Raw genomic sequence first — 15,076 nt, 5'->3', positions numbered from 1 at the left:
ACGCGAGGTCTACTCCAGGACGCCCCCGGTCTCGCCCCGCGCTCCGCGCCCGCCCAGCACCCGGGTGTGGAGGCGGCGGCCGCGGTCGGCGAGCTGGACTTCGGCGAGCGCGCGGTCGAGCTCGGGGCGTTCGCCGGGTTCGGCCAGGAGGGCCACCTCGTAGGCGTTCGCGTCGTAGGCCGACTTCACCAGCGCCCGCAGCAGGCCCGCGTAGACCTCGGTGCTCTCGGCGGCGATGCGGGTGGCCAGCACGGTGGCGCGGTCGCCCTGCCAGACGGCCTGCGCGAGGACGAAGCCCAGGATCCGGTCCCCTCCCGAGGCGACGAAGCTGTGTCCGCTGCGGGCGTAGAAGCGCAGCGCGGCGGGGGCGGTGCGGTAGAAGGCGTCGGGGCGGTCGGGAAAGACCCGGCGCTCAAGCGCCTGCAGCTCGGCGAAGTCGGGTTCTTCGAGGAAGCGAAAGTGCATGCTCCTAGCCTACCGCTCCCGGCCGCCGCCGCGGCGCCTGCAGGACCAGCAGCAGCGCGGCCAGCAGGGCCAGCCAGGCGCCGAAGGGGCGCGGCTGGCTGAGCGGGGCCAGCCGGTCCCCCGCAGGGCGCGGCAGCCGGGTTTCCGCGTAGTCGAGGAGGTTGACGGCGAAGCCGTCCCGGATTCCCGGCTCCAGGACGCCGTTCCACCCCAGGGGGCGGTAGGAGGCGCCCACGGGCTCGAGCCAGTTGTAGAGCAGCACGACGAAGGCGGGCAGGTCGCGCAGCGCTTCGGGGCGGGGGAGGTAGAGCTCGTCGCCGCGCGCGTAGATCACCCCCAGTCCGTCGGCGCGGGTGGCCAGGGCGCGCCAGCCGCTCCCCGGCGGCGGCGGGGGCGCGGGCAGCCGGTAGCCCACCAGCTCGACCCCGCGGGTGAAGGGGTGGGTGGGGTCGACGTCGTAAACCACCTCGGGCGCGGCCGCGTCGGCGGCGGCCAGGTAGAGGGTGGGCCGTGGTGCGGGGCGTTCCGGGGGCGGGCCCGGCCGCACCTCGGCCTGGGCGCCGGAAGGCCCCGCCCGCCGGGCGCCCAGGGCGGCCAGCGCCCGCGCCACGCTGGGGGCGCCGACCTGCAGCCGGACCCGCGGAGGGCGCTCGAGCAGGTAGGCCTCCTGGTCCAGCGCCATCGCGTCGTCGGGGCGCAACGCGGCGCTGCGGCGCGGCTGGGTTTCTTCGAGGTCGAGGGCCGCGAACCGCCCCGGCGGCAGGCGCAGCTCCCAGCTGCGGCCGGAGCTGGTGAGGCGGCCGTTCCAGCTGCCGGGGCCGGCGTTGTAGACCGCGGCGAAACGCGGCCCCAGCGCGGTCAGCCCCGCGTTGGCTTCGTTCGCGGCGACGTCCAGGAAGGCGACCCGCAGCTCCGCGGGGGGCGGCGCGTCGCCGATCACCAGCACCGCGGCGTCGGGGAGGAGGCGTCGCCCCAGCGCCACCGCCCGTTCCAGGTCGGCTCCGGCGTCGCCCGCGCGCAGCGACTCCAGCGTCGCCAGCAGAGCGGCCCCGCGCACGGGGCCGAAGCCCCGGGGCTGCAGCCCGGCGCGCACCAGCACCGCCCTGGTGGCGTCTTCGAGCCAGGCGGCGGCGCGCTCGCGGGCGCGGTCGAACCGGGAACGACCGTCCGCGCCGGTGGCGGTCATCGAGGCGCTGGCGTCGAGGACGACGACGAGCCGCACCGGCTTCGCGCCGCGCCACGTCGGCGCGGCCAGCGCCAGCACCGCCGCCGCCCCCGCCAAGAGCAGCAGCGCCAGCCGCAGGTCGAGCCGCCGCCGCGCCCGCCCCCGTCCCCGCGAGCGCTCGAGCAGCCAGACGCCCGCCGCCGGGACCACGAGGGGCCGGCGGCGGGCGTAGGTCCAGTAGATCCAGCCCAGGACCGGGGGCAGGAGGATCAGCAGGTAAGGGTGGCCGAAGCCTACCAAGCCACCTCCGTGAAGCCGAAGCCGACCACGTCGTTGCCCTGCACCTGCTGGTAGCCGATGCTCGAGCCGATCCGCTGCGCCAGGAAGTTCAGGAACTGCGCGTACTTGTCCGTGAGCTCGAAGACCAGCGCCTGGGCGTCGGGGTCGTCGATCGTCTGCATCATCATCATCGGCAGCATCTGCGCCAGCTGCTCGAGCGAGCGGCGGTTGTTGGTGTAGCTCACGCCGTGGAAGCGGTCGGGCAGGTAGGTGTCGGCGAGCTGGCGGTAGGTGCCGTCGTCGCCGACCCGATCCTGGTTTTCGAGCAGGCGCGCGGCGCGCTCGGAGGTGGCCAGGTAGAGGCGGTCCTCACCGGTAACCAGGTAGAGCGTGCCCAGCATGCCCACGCCGATCTTCTTGGCCGGCATCCCCGCGATCTCCAGCGCCTCCACGGTTAAGCCGCCGCTGCCCTCGGGGGTCGAGAAGCCCGCGAGCATCTGGATCCAGCTAAGCAGCGTCACCTCGGCGGTGAGGGTGTCCCGGGTTTCGAGGACGATCAGCAGGTTCCCCATCGGGTTCTGCAGCATCTCCTGGGGGTCGCTGCTGCCGGCGTCGACCATGGCGACGTGGTTGCCGAAGGCGGAGAGGTCGAGCTGCAGGTCCTGGCCGAACTGCTGGGCGTAGCCGGTGAGGTAGTCGCCCAGGGCCGCCAGGTCGACCACGAAGCTGCTGGCCCCGACCCCGCGCGGCAGCTCGTCGAGCGGCCAGGCCGGGTCGCCGGGCAGCAGCAGGCCGGCCAGATCGGCGTCCTGGTCGGGGTTGAGGGGAAGCCGCGAACGGGTGAAGATCCCGCCGTCCTGGATGTCCAGGGCCCAGGAGAAGCCGCCGAAGGTCTTGAGGGTGCGCACCACCTGCGGGGGCAGGCCCAGGTCGGGGGTTTCGAGCAGCGGCCAGAGCGGCTCGGCGTCGAACCAGAAGGCGAGGTCGCCCTCCACCGGGGGCTTGAGCCCGCGCTCGCCGGCGAGGAAACGCTCCACCGCACCTTCGGATCCGATCAGGATCAGCTCGCCGTTGTGGCCGGCGTAGACCGTGGTGCCCCCTTCGTCGCTGCGGTCCAGCTTCCAGCCCTTACGGGTCTCGGGGTTCTTCATCGACTTGTTGAGCAGCGCGATCAGGGTGTCCACCCGGTTGGCCGAGGGGCGCGCCAGCGCGAAGAAGTCGCCGCTGGGGTAGACGACGAGGATTCCTTCGCGGCCCACCAGGTCGACGTTGAGGATCTCGCTCGCGAGCTGCAGGTCGTCGGCGTTGACCTCGCCGTCCTGGGCGGCCAGCTCCTTGATCGAGTCGAAGAAGCCAAGCCGGTTCCATTCGGTCTGGAAGTCGATGAAGAACGCCTTCTTGATCGCGAGGTTGCGGGTATAGAAGCCGGCCGTCGCGCCGGGGGGCGTGAGCGCCGGCAGGCTCTGCGCGGTGGCGGGCAGCAGGGCGAAGACGAGCGCCAATAGGAAAAGGTAGGGTTTCTTATACAGCATGGCCCTAGGTTACCAGCTCCCTGGATTAGAAAAGGTTCCGCAGTCCAGGTTTCGTCTCAGAAGTAGACGGGCACGAGGCGGGCGTCCCCGCGGTTCCAGCGCTCGAGCCCCAGGCGGGCGAGCGCACGCCCCGAAGGAGGGGCGTTCCACAGCAGGCAGGCGTCCTCACGGGGCAGCGCCCCGGCCGCGAGCCGGGCGGGCGGGTCCTGTTCCTCGGGGAGGCCGTCGACGCGGTAGAGGGCGGTGTAGACCTGGCGGTTGCGGGCCTCGAAGGCTGCGCGCACCCGGCCGCGCGCCCGCGCCGCGGCCGCGGCGAGGGAGGACGCCCCCACGACCGGCACGCCCAGGCCGCGGGCCAGGCCCATCGCCGTCGCGACGGCGACGCGGATGCCGGTGTAGGAACCCGGCCCCTCGCCGACCACGATCAGCTCGAGCCGCCCCGGCTCGAGCCCGACCCCGGCGAGGAACGCCTCCAGGTCGGCGATCAGCGTCTCGGCGTGGCGGCGCCCCCGCCGCAGCGTGCGTTCGGCGTCGAGGGTGCCGAGGACCAGGTAGGGGGTGGCGGTGTCGATGGCCAGGACGTTCACAGGACTTCAGTTTAGTACCCCCGCGCTAGACTGAGGGTAAGGAGGCGCAAGATGACCTTCCAGAGGTTCGTGGCGACGCTGCTCGAGGTGGAACGGGCGAGCTCGCGGATCGCCATGGTGAAGATGCTGGCCGAGGCCTTCCGCGAGCTGCCGCCCGAGGAGGTGCCGCTGGCGGTGCTGCTCCTCCAGGGCCGGGTGGCCCCCGAGTTCGAGGGGCTCGAGTTCGGCGTGGCCGAGAAGGAGGCGGCCAAGGCGCTGGCCCTGGCGCTGGGGCGGGACGAGGCGGAGATCGTTCAGGCCGTGAAGGAGAAGGGCGACATTGGCGCCTACGCGCTCGAAGCGCTGCCCCGAAGCGCCGGGGGGCTGACGCTGCGGCACGTCTACGACGAACTGCGCGCCATCGCCGAGGACGCGGGGCCCGGTTCCCAGGCGCGCAAGCGGGAACGCCTGGCGCGCCTCGTCGCCGGGGCCAGCCCCGAGGAGGCGGCGGTGATCCTGCGCACGGTCACCGGCCGGCTGCGCCTGGGCGTGGGCGACGCTACGGTACTGGAGGCGCTGGCGCTGGCCTACCTTGGCGACCGCGGCAAGAAGCCCCTGCTGGAGCGGGCTTACAACCTCACCTCCGACCTGGCCTACGTGGCGCGGTTGGTGCTCGAGGGCGAGGCGGCGCTGCGGGCAGTGAAGCTGGAGGTGGGCAAGCCGGTGCGGATGATGCTCGCCGAGCGGCTGCCCGGCCCCGAGCAGATCATGGAGAAGCTGGGCCCCCACTTCGCCGAGCACAAGTACGACGGCGAGCGGGTGCAGGTGCACTTCGACGGCGATCGCTTCTGGGTCTACTCGCGTCGGCTCGAGAACATCACCCACCAGTACCCCGACCTGCTGGAAGCGCTCAGGGAGGTGCAGCAGCGGCCCTTCATCCTCGAGGCCGAGGCCGTGGTCACCGACCCGCTGACCGGCGAGATGCGCCCCTTCCAGAACGTTCTCAACCGCAAGGTCAAGCACCTGACCCCCGAGCTGTTGGAGAAGTACCCGATCAAGGGGTTCGTCTTCGAGCTGCTCTACGCCGACGGCGAGGTCCTGATCGAGCGCCCCTACCGCGAGCGGCGCGAGCGGCTCGAGCGCTGGTTCAGCCCCCACGAGCGGCTCGAGCTCTCCACCAAGCGGTTCGTGAAGACCACCGAGGAGCTGGTGCGGTTCTTCGACGCGTCCATCGAGGCCGGCTGCGAGGGGCTGGTCTGCAAGAAGCCCGACGGCGACTACGAGGCCGGCAAGCGCGGCTTCAAGTGGGTCAAGTACAAGCGCGGCATCGCCGGCAAGCTCTCCGACACCCTCGACCTGGTCATCGTCGGCGCCTGGCTGGGTAGGGGACGGCGCGCCGGCACCTACGGCTCGTTGCTGGCCGCGGCCTACGATCCCGACGAGGACCGCTTCGTGACCCTCACCAAGGTGGGCTCGGGGTTCAGCGACGAGGACCTCAACGAGGTGCTGCCCCGGCGGCTCGACCCTTACCGGCGCGAGGAGCGGCACCCGCGCGTCTGGTCGCTGCTCGAGCCCGACGTCTGGTTCGAGCCCGTCCAGGTCATCGAGGTCGAGGCCCAGGAGATCACCCTCAGCCCCAACCACACCTGCGCCTTCGGCGCCGTTCAGGAGGGCCGCGGCCTGGCGCTGCGCTTTCCCCGCTTCGTGCGCTACCGCGACGACAAGAGCCCCGAAGAGGCGACCACCACCCGGGAGGTGGTGGAGATGTACAAGAACCAGTGGGCCGGTTGAGGCCGCCCGGCTGCGTTCGCGGCCGGCATTGGTGGAACACCACCCGTAGCGGAAGGCTTTCCCAAGGTCGGCACGCGCCCGTGGCGGTCCTGCAGGCGCGGCGGCGTTCGCGCCGGCCTGCGACCGGGGTTCGCCTCTTCGTCTACCCGGCCGACATGGCGCGGGGGGCGGTCCCTGCGGAAGCGCCGTCTGGAACGGCACCGAAGAAACTCATATTCTGGACCACCTCCTGTAGTAAAATCAAACCATGAAACAAGTTGGCGAGGTTCTCGAACGGACGGTGCGCTATGCCTTCGCGTTCGTAGCGCACGTGGCGCTCGGGCTGCTGCTGGCGGGGTTGCTCGTCGCGGCCGCCCGTACCTTGGCGGCTTCGACGGCCTGGGTGTGGGTATCTTCGGAAGGGGCGGTCGCACCGCTGTCTTCACCGCTCAACTGGGCCGGTGCGCTCATTGGCTGGGTTGCGGCCGCGTGGATGGCCTACCTGGTGGTGGGCTGGCTGCAGCAGACGTTGGAGGGCCGCCGCCCGGCTTTCGTGGCCGCCGTGGGCGCCGCGCTGGGGGCCGGCCTGCCGCTCTGGGTCGCCAACATGGTGCTGGCCCTGATCCTCCTGCTGCTTCCGCACCGTAGCGTGGCCAGCGCTTACCCGGCCTTGGAAGCCGCCTCGCTGGCGGTGCTGGCCCTGCTGCTGCCGGCTATGGTGTTCGCCGCTGCGCGGGCAGGAGGGTTCCGCAGCGCTTTGATGCGGTTGGCGGAGGCCCTCGGAAGCCCGGGCTACGCCCGCCTCCTGACCCGCCCCGGGTTCTGGGCGGCTGTGGTGCCGCTGCTGCTGTGGCTGGTGCTGGCTCCCCGGCTGGGCGGGCTGGGCCTGCAGCTGGACCTGGACCGGCCGCTGGCGGCGCAGTTCTATGGTCTGCTCGTGGCCGGAGCGTTGCGCGGCTTCCTGACGACCGTCGTCGGCCTGCCCATCGTGGCCGCCGTGCTGCGCAGCGTCTACGACGTGGTCTGGGGTTCGCCCGGGGAGGCTAGCGCCACTCCAGCACCCCCTGCCGCCTGAGCGCGGGCACGACCGCCTCGCCCACCCGCAGGTGGGCGTAACCGCCCTGCGCCGCGGCCAGGCGGTGCAGGGCGCGCAGGTGCGCCTCCAGCGCCGCGCGCCAGGCGGCGAGGCCCGCGGCGTCCACGCGCTGCCGCCGCCCCGTTTCGACGTCCCGCCACTCGGCCTCGCGCCGCGGCGGGTCCAGCTCCTCGGGGGCCAGCACCTGGACGAGCAGCGGCCGTCGGGGGGCGAGACGGCGCAGGAAGGCGGACCAGTCGCCCTCGTCGAGGGCGTCGGTGACGAGGACGAGCTGGCCGCGGGCGCGCACCAGCTCGCCGAGCGCCGCCATGGGTCCGCGGGGATCGGCTTCCAGGCGGTCGTGTTCGCCGGGGCTGCGCAGCCGGCGCAGACCGCCAGGGGTCAGTGCGTGGGTCTCGTCGGGGAGCGCCGCGGCCAGCAGCACCCGCGCCACCTCGCGGGCGTAGGCGCGCTTGCCGTGGAGCTCCATGCTGGGCGAACCGTCGAGCCAAAGGGTGAAGCGGGCGCGCTCCTCGCCCTCCCAGACCCGGGTGTAGAGGCGGCCGGTGCGGGCGTAGGCCTTCCAGTCGACGAAGCGGGGGTCGTCCCCCGGGGTGTAGCCGCGCAGCTCCATGAAGTCGAGGCTCTCGCCGGCGCGGCGGCTCTTGCGGCCTCCGGGAAGGGGCCTGCGCAGGGTCGTGCGGATGCGGTAGCGGAACACGGCTACCTGGGCAGGGCCTTGGCGAGCAGGTCTTCGAGGACCTGGAGTTCGCCGACCCCTTCGAAGCGCGCCTCCTCGGTCAGGAAGAGGCGGTGGACGAGCGCCGGCCGGGCGGCGGCGCGAAGGTCGTCCCACTCCACGTGGGCGCGGCCCGCGAGCACCGCGAAGCCCCGCGCCAGCGCGAGCCAGGCCTTGGCCCCGCGGGGGCTGATGCCGAAGCGCAGACGCGGCTCCTCGGACGCCAGCTGGGCCAGGTTGACCACGGCCTCCATCCCCGTCGAGGCGACCCGCACCGCGTCCGCGCGGCGGCGCAGTTCCAGGAAGTCCTCGGGGCCGGCCGCGGCCTCGGGCATCTGCGGCGTCTCGCTGAGGATGCGCGTCCAGACGGCGCGCTTCGGCGCGACGATCTCGATCTTGGCCATGAAGCGGTCCACCTGGGCCTCGGGGAGGGGGTAGGTGCCCTCGAGCTCGATGGGGTTCTGGGTGGCCAGCACCAGGAAGGGCTGGGGCAGTTCGTGGCGCACCCCGTAGGCGGTGACCGCGCCCTCCTCCATGGCCTCGAGCAGGGCCGACTGCGTCTTGGGGGTGGCGCGGTTGATCTCGTCGGCGAGCACCACCTGGGCAAAGAGGGGGCCGGGGCGGAACGCGAAGCGCCCGTCCTGCCACACCTCGGTGCCGGTCACGTCGGCGGGCAGCAGGTCGGGGGTGAACTGGATGCGCCGGTAGCTGAGGCCGCTGGCCGCGGCGAAGCCGCGGGCGAGCAGCGTCTTGCCGAGCCCCGGCAGCCCTTCGAGGAGGACGTGGCCGCCGCTGGTCGCGGCGGCGAGCAGCGTGTCCACCACGTCTTCCTGGCCGAAGAGGACGCCGCCGAGCGCCGCGCGCACCTTCTGAATCGCCATGCTCCGTTATACCCGAAGCCCGGATGAGCCTGGGGTAAGCTGGAGGGCGGATTTTGGAGGTGGCCGTGCCGTTCTTGCCCTATCAAACCGGTTGGATCGAAGTGATCGCGGGGCCGATGTTTTCGGGAAAGTCGGAGGAGCTCATCCGCCGCGTCAAGCGGGTGATGATCGCCGGACAGAAGGTGCGCGTTTTCAAACCGCGGCTCGACGACCGCTACCACAAGCGCGACGTGGTGAGCCACGACGGCCAGCGGGTCGAGGCGGAGCCGGTGGCCGATGCCGCCGAGCTGCTCGCGCAGGTGGAGGCGAACGGTCCGTTGCAGGTCGTGGCCGTGGACGAGGCCCAGTTCTTCGACGACGAGCTCCCGGAGGTGCTCGAGCGGCTGGCGGACCGCGGCGTCCGCGTGATCGTGGCCGGGCTCGACCTCGACTTTCGGGGCGAGCCCTTCGGGCCCATGCCCCAGCTGCTGGCGCGGGCCGAGTTCGTGGAAAAGCTGAGCGCCGTCTGCGTGCGCTGCGGGCGCTCGGCGACGCGCACCCAGCGTCTGATCGACGGGGAGCCGGCGCGTTACGAGGACCCGGTCATCCTCGTCGGGGCTAAGGAGGCCTACGAGCCGCGCTGCCGCGGCTGCCACGTGCTGCGCGACTAACTGGGTTCGATGGGGACGGCGCGCCCCCGCGCCTTGGGAATGCGGATCTCCAACACGCCCTGCTTCAGGCTGGCCTCGGCCGCGCCCTCGACGATCGGCTCGGGCAGCGTAAAGGCGCGGCGGAAGTAGCCGTGGGGACGGGTGCGGGTGACGTAGCGCGCCTCGGGTTCGTGGCGCGCGCCTGCGATCGTGATCGTGCGCCCTTCTTCCTGCAGCTCGAGGTCCTCGGGCTTGACGCCGGGCACGTCCACCAGGATTCGGTAGGCCTCGCCCTCGTCGAGGACGTCCACGGGCGGAGCCCAGTCGGCGAGGGCGTCCGCCCCGAAGCGCGACTCCAGCGCTTCGATACGCCGCTTGAGTTCGATCAGTTTTTCGATGGCCGCCCAGCGGTCGCTTCGTTCCAGTTCCATGGCCGCCTCCTTTCCCCAGTCTAGCGCCGTTAGGATGGGGGCGTGAACCGCGCCGTACCCGTGCTCACCGGGCCCAGCGCGAGCGGCAAGTCGTCGCTGGCGCTGTGGCTCGCCGACCGCTGGCCGCTCGAGATCGTGAGCGCCGACGCCACCATGGTCTACCGCGGCCTGGACGTGGGGACGGACAAGCCGAGCGCGGCCGAGCGGGCCCGGGTGCCCCACCACCTCGTCGACGTGGTGGAGCCCGACGAGGCCTACGACGTGGTGCGCTGGGTGGAGGCCGCCGAGCGCGCCATCGCCGAGGTGTTCGCCCGCGGGCGGATTCCGCTGGTGGTGGGGGGGACGGTCTACTACCTGCGGGGCCTCTGCGAGGGGCGGCCCACCACCCCGCCGCCCGACGCGGAGGTGCAGCGGGCGATCCGGGCCGAGCTGGAAGGCGGGGGCGCGGACGCGCTGCTGGCCGAGCTGGCGGCCGCGAGTCCGGCCGACGCGGCGCGGGTGGCCGGGAACCCGCGGCGGCTGGTGCGGGCGCTGGAGGTGCTCAGGCGCACCGGCCGGCCCCCCGCCGACTTCCCGCCGCGCGCGCCGCGGCTGCGCTGCCGCAAGCTGGTGCTCTGGCCCGAGCGGGCGGCGCTCAAAGGCAAGGTCTGGGCGCGGGCGCGCTGGCAGTTCGAGCACGGCCTGATCGACGAGGTGCGGGCGCTGCTCGCGCGCTACCCGCGGATGCCCACTGCGCTGCAGTCCATCGGCTACAAGGAGGTCGTGCGCTACCTGCAGGGTGAGTGGAGTTACGAGGAGGCGCTCGAGGCCGACCGCCGCGCGGTCTGGCGGCTGATCAAGCGCCAGTACACCTGGCTGCGGCGCGAGCCGGGCGACGTCGCCTACCTGCCCCGCGCCGGCGCGGCGGCGCGGGAGGGGGCGGCCTTCTGGTTCGAACGCCGCTTCGGCCTTCCTTGACGCGGGTCCGCGGCCGGCCGTATGCTGGCTCAAAACCCAAGTTTGGGAAGGGGGCCAGCGGTGGACAAGGATCGCATTGAAGCCGTACTCAAGGAAACGCGCAGCTTCGAGCCGCCCGAGGCGTTTCGCCTGACCGCCCGGGTGAAGAGCGAAGAGGAGTACGAGGCCGAGTATCGGCGCTCGATCGAGGACCCCGAAGGCTACTGGGCCGAGATCGCCGGCGAGCTCGAGTGGTTCGAGCCCTGGCAGAAGGTGCTGGAGTGGAACCCGCCCCACGCCAAGTGGTTCGTGGGCGGCCGGACCAACGTCAGCTACAACGCCCTCGACCGCCACCTGACGACCTGGCGGCGCAACAAGGCCGCCATCGTCTGGGAGGGCGAGCCGGGCGACACCCGCACGCTCACCTACCACGAGCTGCACCGCGAGGTGAGCCGCTTCGCCAACGTGCTCAGGCGGCTGGGGGTGAAGAAGGGCGACCGCGTCACCCTTTACATGCCGATGATTCCCGAGGCGGCCATCGCCATGCTGGCCGCGGCCCGCATCGGCGCGGTGCACTCGGTCGTCTTCGGCGGCTTCTCGGCCAGCGCCCTGGCCGAGCGCATCAAGGACGCCGGCAGCGAGGTGCTCATCACCGCCGACGGAGGCTGGCGGCGCGGGCAGATCGTGCCGCTCAAGGAGGCCGCCGACGAGGCCGTGCGCGAGACCGGCATCGTCAAGCACGTCGTCGTGGTGCGGCGCACCGGTCAGGACGTGCCCATGGAGCCGGGCCGCGACCACTGGTACCACGAGCTGGTCGAGGGGGTGGAGGACGAAGCCGCCCCCGAGCCGATGGACAGCGAGGACCCGCTCTTCATCCTCTACACCTCCGGCTCCACCGGCAAGCCCAAGGGGGTGCTCCACACCACCGGCGGCTACATGACCTACACCTTCCACACCGCCCGCACCGTCTTCGACCTGGGGGACGACGACACCTACTGGTGCACCGCCGACGTGGGCTGGATCACCGGCCACTCCTACATCGTCTACGGCCCGCTGCTGAACGGCGCCACGGTGGTGATGTACGAGGGCGCGCCCAACCACCCCGAGCCCGACCGCTTCTGGGAGATCGTCGACAAGCACGGGGTCACCGTCCTCTACACCGCGCCCACGGCCATCCGCGCCTTCATGAAGTGGGGCGAGCAGTGGCCGATGAAGCACCGCCTCGACTCGCTGCGGCTCTTGGGTACGGTGGGCGAGCCCATCAACCCCGAGGCCTGGCTGTGGTACTACCGGGTCATCGGCAAGGAATGCTGCCCCATCGTGGACACCTGGTGGCAGACCGAGACCGGCGGGATCATGATCACCACGCTGCCCGGCGCCCACCGGATGAAGCCCGGCTTCGCGGGTAAGCCCTTCTTCGGCGTCGCCCCCGAGATCGTGGACGGCGAGGGGAACCCCATCACCGAGCCCGACCAGGGCGGCTACCTGGTGATCACCAAGCCCTGGCCCAGCATGCTGCGCACCGTCTGGGGCGACCCGGAGCGCTTCGTCCACCAGTACTGGAGCCAGTACCCGGGCAAGTACTTCACCGGCGACGGCGCGCGCCGCGACGCCGACGGCTACTACCTGATCCTGGGGCGGGTGGACGACGTGATCAACATCAGCGGCCACCGCCTGGGGACGATGGAGGTCGAAAGCGCCCTGGTCAGCCACCCGGCCGTAGCCGAGGCGGCGGTGGTGGCCCGGCCCGACCCCATCAAGGGCGAGGCGATCGTCGCCTTCGTGACCCCGGTGGGCGACGCCGAGCCCAGCGAGGCGCTGGCCGAGGAGCTGAAGGCGCACGTGGTCAAGGTGATCGGCGCCATCGCCCGCCCGGAGGAGATCCGCTTCGCCGCGGCCCTGCCCAAGACCCGCTCGGGCAAGATCATGCGCCGCCTGCTGCGCCAGATCGCCGCGGGGCAGGAGGAGATCTCGGGCGATATCTCCACGCTCGAGGACCGCAGCGTGGTCGAGCAGCTCAAGAAGGGGAAGTAGCCCCGCGGCGCGCCGCAGGGTGAGCCGCGGCCTTTACCCGCGCGCCATGAAGTGATAAGATTTATCGGGTATGGAGGTGCCCGGTCTCGAGCGGCGGTTTCGTGAGCGCGGCCTGCGGCGCACGCCCCAGCGCGTCGCGGTGTGGAGCGACTTCGCCGACCACCCCGGCAGCACGATCCGCGAGGCCGCGGCGCGTCTGCAGCGGTCCGGGATCGGCCAGGCGACCGTCTACCGCGCGGTGCGCGCCCTCGAGGAAGCGGGTCTGATCGTCCGTTTCGCCGCCCCCCACGGGGAGGTGCGCTTCGCCGCGGTGCTGGACCACGCCCACCTGCTCGTCTGCGAGCGCTGCGGCCGCGTCGAGCCGCTGCGGGAGTGCGGGCTGCACGCCTACGAAGCCGAGCTGGCCCGGCGCAGCCGTTTCCGCGTCCGCGGCCACACGCTGATCGTCTACGGGCTCTGCCCCGAATGTCAGGAGTCGTCATGAACGCTACGCCCCAAAATGGCTCACCGGCCGTGGAAGTCGAGCACCTGACGGTGCGTTTCGGCGACCACCTCGCCCTGGAGGACGTTACCCTGGCGGTTCCCGCGGGGGCCTTCGTGGCCATCGTCGGTCCCAACGGCGCGGGGAAGTCCACCCTGCTCAAGGTGCTCCTGGGGCTCGTTCCTCCGAGCCACGGCCGAGTCCGGGTTCTGGGCAGCCCCTCCGACAAGGTCGACCCGCGCCGGATCGGCTACGTACCCCAGTTCAAGACCCTGGACCGCACCTTTCCGGCGCTCGCGGAAGAGCTGGTGGCCAGCGGCCTGCGGCGCGCCTGGCCCGGCCGGCTCACCTCCGGGGAGCGCGCGCGGGTGCGCGCCGCGCTGGAGCGGGTGGGGGCGGGGCAGCTGATCGGCCGCCCCGTGAGCCGCTTCAGCGGCGGCGAGCTGCAGCGCGTCTACCTGGCGCGGGCCTTCGTGCGCCGCCCCCAGCTGGTGATGCTTGACGAGCCCGCGACCGGCATCGACGTGCTGGGCGAGGCCGACATGTACCGCCTGCTCGAGGATTACCAGAAGGAAACCGGGGCCACCCTGCTGATGATCACCCACGACTGGGAGGCGGCCTACCACCACGCCACCCACGTGATCGTACTCAATCGCCGGCTGATCGGCTTCGGTCCGCCCGAGCGCGCGCTCTCGGAGCGCTGCCTGCGCGAGGCCTTCGGGCACGTGGGGCATGCCCACGGGTTCTCGCTGGCGCTGGGAGGGGAACGCCGTGCTTGAGGTGTGGAGCCTGCCCTTCATGCAGCGGGCGCTGCTCGCGGGTCTGGTCATGGCCCTGCTCGCCGGTTACTACGGGCCCTTCGTGGTGCAACGGGGGCTCAGCTTCCTGGGATCGGGTCTGGCCCACGCCGCCTTCGGCGGCGTGGCGCTGGGGCTTTTGCTGGGGCTCGAGCCGCTTTGGGTGGCCGTGCCCTTCACCGCGGCGGTGGCCCTAGGCATCACCTGGGTGCGCGAGCGCACCCACATCCGCGGCGACACCGCCGTGGGCATCTTCTTCGCCTTCTCCATGGCCCTGGGCATCGTCTTCCTCTCGCTCAAGCGCGAGTACACCGCCGAGGCCTTCACCTACCTCTTCGGCTCCATCCTCGCGGTCGCCCCGGCCGACCTCTGGGCCAGCCTGGCGCTGCTCGCCCTCACCGCCCTGACGCTGCCGCTGTGGGGGCGCTGGGCCTACGCCACCTTCGACCGCGAGCTGGCCGCGGCCGACCGGGTGCCCGTCGCCCTCGACGACTACCTGCTCGCCTTCCTGGTCGCGCTCGTCGTAGTCGTGGCCATGAAGCTCGTGGGGCTCCTGCTCGTCGCGGCCTTCCTGGTCATTCCCGCGGCGGCGGCGCGGCAGTGGGCCCGCACCTTTCTGGGGATGGTCGTGGGGGCGGTCTTCGTGGGCGTCTTCAGCGTCTTCGCTGGACTGCTGCTTTCGTACGGCTACGACCTGCCCAGCGGCGCCACGGTGGTGCTGCTGCAGGCCTTCGTCTTCACCGCCGCGGCGCTGCTCTTCCGCAGGGCTTCGTAAACCCGCTATTTACAGTAGGAATACAAGACATTAAACTGTACCTATGTGGGTATCGACGAAGGCGCAGTACGGGCTGCGCGCGCTGGTGGAGATCGGCCTGCGCGGCCCCGACCCGGTGCCGCTCAAAGAGGTGGCCGAGGCGCAGGGGATCAGCCAGCACTACCTCGAGCAGATCGCGGCGGCGCTCAGGCGCGCCGGCTTCATTCGCAGCGTCCGCGGGGCGCGCGGGGGTTACCGGCTGGCGCGGCCCCCGGAAGAGATCAACGCCCTCGAGGTCGTCGAGACGATGGAGGGCTCGCTCTCGCCCGTAGGCTGCATCGAGGACCCGGGCAGCTGCGAGCACGAGGGGCAGTGCTCCACCGAGCTGCTCTGGCGCCGCGTGGACCTGGCCATCCGCGAGGTGCTGGGCGGCACCAACCTGCAGCACCTCATCGACGAACGCCGCCTGATCGAAGCCAAGCGCAAGATGCACGCCACCGCTTCGTAGCGCCCCTTCCGGCCGCATTGCCGCCGCCCCGGTG

16 protein-coding genes are annotated in these 15,076 nt (G+C 72.0%); 9 read left to right on the top strand and 7 right to left on the bottom strand.

All coding sequences use genetic code 11. The features are described from left to right. Window positions 1-9: 9 nt before the first annotated feature. The 4 genes from HNQ05_RS04725 to tsaB are packed head-to-tail and all read right to left on the bottom strand — an operon-like array spanning window position 10 to window position 4,028. A complete protein-coding gene (locus HNQ05_RS04725; protein WP_147146789.1) occupies window positions 10-465 on the bottom strand; it encodes a DUF1999 family protein in 456 nt (151 codons plus the stop codon). A gap of 4 nt (window positions 466-469) precedes the next feature. Beyond that, entirely contained in the window at window positions 470-1,930 is a 1,461-nt protein-coding gene (locus tag HNQ05_RS04720; RefSeq protein ID WP_183677626.1) for a vWA domain-containing protein, read from the bottom strand. Next, complete coding sequence (locus HNQ05_RS04715) at window positions 1,924-3,441, bottom strand: hypothetical protein (protein WP_147147755.1); 1,518 nt, start codon at window positions 3,439-3,441, stop codon at window positions 1,924-1,926. Before HNQ05_RS04715 ends, HNQ05_RS04720 begins: the two co-directional genes overlap by 7 nt. 56 nt (window positions 3,442-3,497) lie before the next feature. Next, window positions 3,498-4,028 carry a tRNA (adenosine(37)-N6)-threonylcarbamoyltransferase complex dimerization subunit type 1 TsaB gene (gene tsaB / locus HNQ05_RS04710; protein ID WP_147147753.1) on the bottom strand — a complete coding sequence of 177 codons (531 nt, stop codon included), beginning with the start codon at window positions 4,026-4,028 and terminating at the stop codon, window positions 3,498-3,500. Between the two features lie 51 nt (window positions 4,029-4,079). On the opposite strand from tsaB, the gene HNQ05_RS04705 reads away from it, so the two are divergent. Together HNQ05_RS04705 and HNQ05_RS04700 are read left to right on the top strand one after the other, a co-directional pair. After that, the gene (locus HNQ05_RS04705; protein WP_147147751.1) at window positions 4,080-5,798 is read left to right on the top strand and encodes an ATP-dependent DNA ligase; all 1,719 of its coding nucleotides are present in this window, start codon (window positions 4,080-4,082) and stop codon (window positions 5,796-5,798) included. A gap of 247 nt (window positions 5,799-6,045) precedes the next feature. Beyond that, complete coding sequence (locus HNQ05_RS04700; protein WP_183677624.1) at window positions 6,046-6,852, top strand: hypothetical protein; 807 nt, start codon at window positions 6,046-6,048, stop codon at window positions 6,850-6,852. Here HNQ05_RS04700 and HNQ05_RS04695 read toward each other — a convergent pair. Together HNQ05_RS04695 and HNQ05_RS04690 are read right to left on the bottom strand one after the other, a co-directional pair. After that, window positions 6,821-7,573 carry a DUF58 domain-containing protein gene (locus HNQ05_RS04695; RefSeq protein WP_147147749.1) on the bottom strand — a complete coding sequence of 251 codons (753 nt, stop codon included), beginning with the start codon at window positions 7,571-7,573 and terminating at the stop codon, window positions 6,821-6,823. The two genes, HNQ05_RS04700 and HNQ05_RS04695, sit on opposite strands and share 32 nt — an antisense overlap. Window positions 7,574-7,575: 2 nt before the next feature. Then, a complete protein-coding gene (locus tag HNQ05_RS04690) occupies window positions 7,576-8,472 on the bottom strand; it encodes an AAA family ATPase (protein ID WP_147147747.1) in 897 nt (298 codons plus the stop codon). 65 nt (window positions 8,473-8,537) lie between these two features. Here HNQ05_RS04690 and HNQ05_RS04685 point away from each other — a divergent pair, with 65 nt between their 5' ends. Beyond that, window positions 8,538-9,122 carry a thymidine kinase gene (locus tag HNQ05_RS04685; protein ID WP_147147745.1) on the top strand — a complete coding sequence of 195 codons (585 nt, stop codon included), beginning with the start codon at window positions 8,538-8,540 and terminating at the stop codon, window positions 9,120-9,122. Here HNQ05_RS04685 and HNQ05_RS04680 read toward each other — a convergent pair. Next, complete coding sequence (locus HNQ05_RS04680) at window positions 9,119-9,532, bottom strand: Hsp20/alpha crystallin family protein (RefSeq protein WP_147147743.1); 414 nt, start codon at window positions 9,530-9,532, stop codon at window positions 9,119-9,121. The genes HNQ05_RS04685 and HNQ05_RS04680 overlap by 4 nt on opposite strands. A gap of 42 nt (window positions 9,533-9,574) precedes the next feature. Here HNQ05_RS04680 and miaA point away from each other — a divergent pair, with 42 nt between their 5' ends. The 6 genes from miaA to HNQ05_RS04650 all read left to right on the top strand — a co-directional run bounded on the left by miaA (window position 9,575) and on the right by HNQ05_RS04650 (window position 15,042). Further along, window positions 9,575-10,489, top strand: a complete 915-nt coding sequence (miaA, locus tag HNQ05_RS04675; RefSeq protein WP_147147741.1) for a tRNA (adenosine(37)-N6)-dimethylallyltransferase MiaA — start codon at window positions 9,575-9,577, stop codon at window positions 10,487-10,489. Between the two features lie 60 nt (window positions 10,490-10,549). Further along, window positions 10,550-12,502 (top strand): acetate--CoA ligase, encoded by a 1,953-nt coding sequence (gene acs, locus HNQ05_RS04670; RefSeq protein ID WP_246104119.1) that lies wholly within the window; start codon window positions 10,550-10,552, stop codon window positions 12,500-12,502. A gap of 70 nt (window positions 12,503-12,572) precedes the next feature. Then, a complete protein-coding gene (locus HNQ05_RS04665; protein ID WP_147147737.1) occupies window positions 12,573-12,986 on the top strand; it encodes a Fur family transcriptional regulator in 414 nt (137 codons plus the stop codon). Next, window positions 12,983-13,762, top strand: coding sequence for a metal ABC transporter ATP-binding protein (locus tag HNQ05_RS04660; protein WP_147147735.1), 780 nt, complete (start codon window positions 12,983-12,985; stop codon window positions 13,760-13,762). The genes HNQ05_RS04665 and HNQ05_RS04660 overlap by 4 nt, the downstream gene beginning before the upstream one ends. Further along, on the top strand, window positions 13,755-14,555 hold the full coding sequence (locus HNQ05_RS04655; RefSeq protein WP_147147733.1) for a metal ABC transporter permease: 801 nt from the start codon (window positions 13,755-13,757) through the stop codon (window positions 14,553-14,555). Before HNQ05_RS04660 ends, HNQ05_RS04655 begins: the two co-directional genes overlap by 8 nt. Before the next feature lie 43 nt (window positions 14,556-14,598). Then, on the top strand, window positions 14,599-15,042 hold the full coding sequence (locus tag HNQ05_RS04650; RefSeq protein ID WP_147147731.1) for an RrF2 family transcriptional regulator: 444 nt from the start codon (window positions 14,599-14,601) through the stop codon (window positions 15,040-15,042). The last annotated feature ends 34 nt before the right edge of the window (window positions 15,043-15,076 follow it).

The organism is Oceanithermus desulfurans (genome assembly GCF_014201675.1).
Lineage (GTDB): Bacteria > Deinococcota > Deinococci > Deinococcales > Marinithermaceae > Oceanithermus > Oceanithermus desulfurans.
The sequence above is the reverse complement of the archived record's forward strand: the minus strand, read 5'-3'. Positions and strand labels throughout refer to the sequence as shown.

Excerpts from the sequence above, each read along its gene's own strand:
- HNQ05_RS04725 (WP_147146789.1), bottom strand. The coding sequence starts at position 465 with ATGCACTTTCGCTTCCTCGAAGAACCCGACTTCGCCGAGCTGCAGGCG.
- HNQ05_RS04715 (WP_147147755.1), bottom strand. The coding sequence starts at position 3,441 with ATGCTGTATAAGAAACCCTACCTTTTCCTATTGGCGCTCGTCTTCGCC.
- HNQ05_RS04705 (WP_147147751.1), top strand. The coding sequence starts at position 4,080 with ATGACCTTCCAGAGGTTCGTGGCGACGCTGCTCGAGGTGGAACGGGCG.
- HNQ05_RS04700 (WP_183677624.1), top strand. The coding sequence starts at position 6,046 with ATGAAACAAGTTGGCGAGGTTCTCGAACGGACGGTGCGCTATGCCTTC.
- HNQ05_RS04690 (WP_147147747.1), bottom strand. The coding sequence starts at position 8,472 with ATGGCGATTCAGAAGGTGCGCGCGGCGCTCGGCGGCGTCCTCTTCGGC.
- HNQ05_RS04680 (WP_147147743.1), bottom strand. The coding sequence starts at position 9,532 with ATGGAACTGGAACGAAGCGACCGCTGGGCGGCCATCGAAAAACTGATC.
- HNQ05_RS04665 (WP_147147737.1), top strand. The coding sequence starts at position 12,573 with ATGGAGGTGCCCGGTCTCGAGCGGCGGTTTCGTGAGCGCGGCCTGCGG.
- HNQ05_RS04660 (WP_147147735.1), top strand. The coding sequence starts at position 12,983 with ATGAACGCTACGCCCCAAAATGGCTCACCGGCCGTGGAAGTCGAGCAC.
- HNQ05_RS04650 (WP_147147731.1), top strand. The coding sequence starts at position 14,599 with ATGTGGGTATCGACGAAGGCGCAGTACGGGCTGCGCGCGCTGGTGGAG.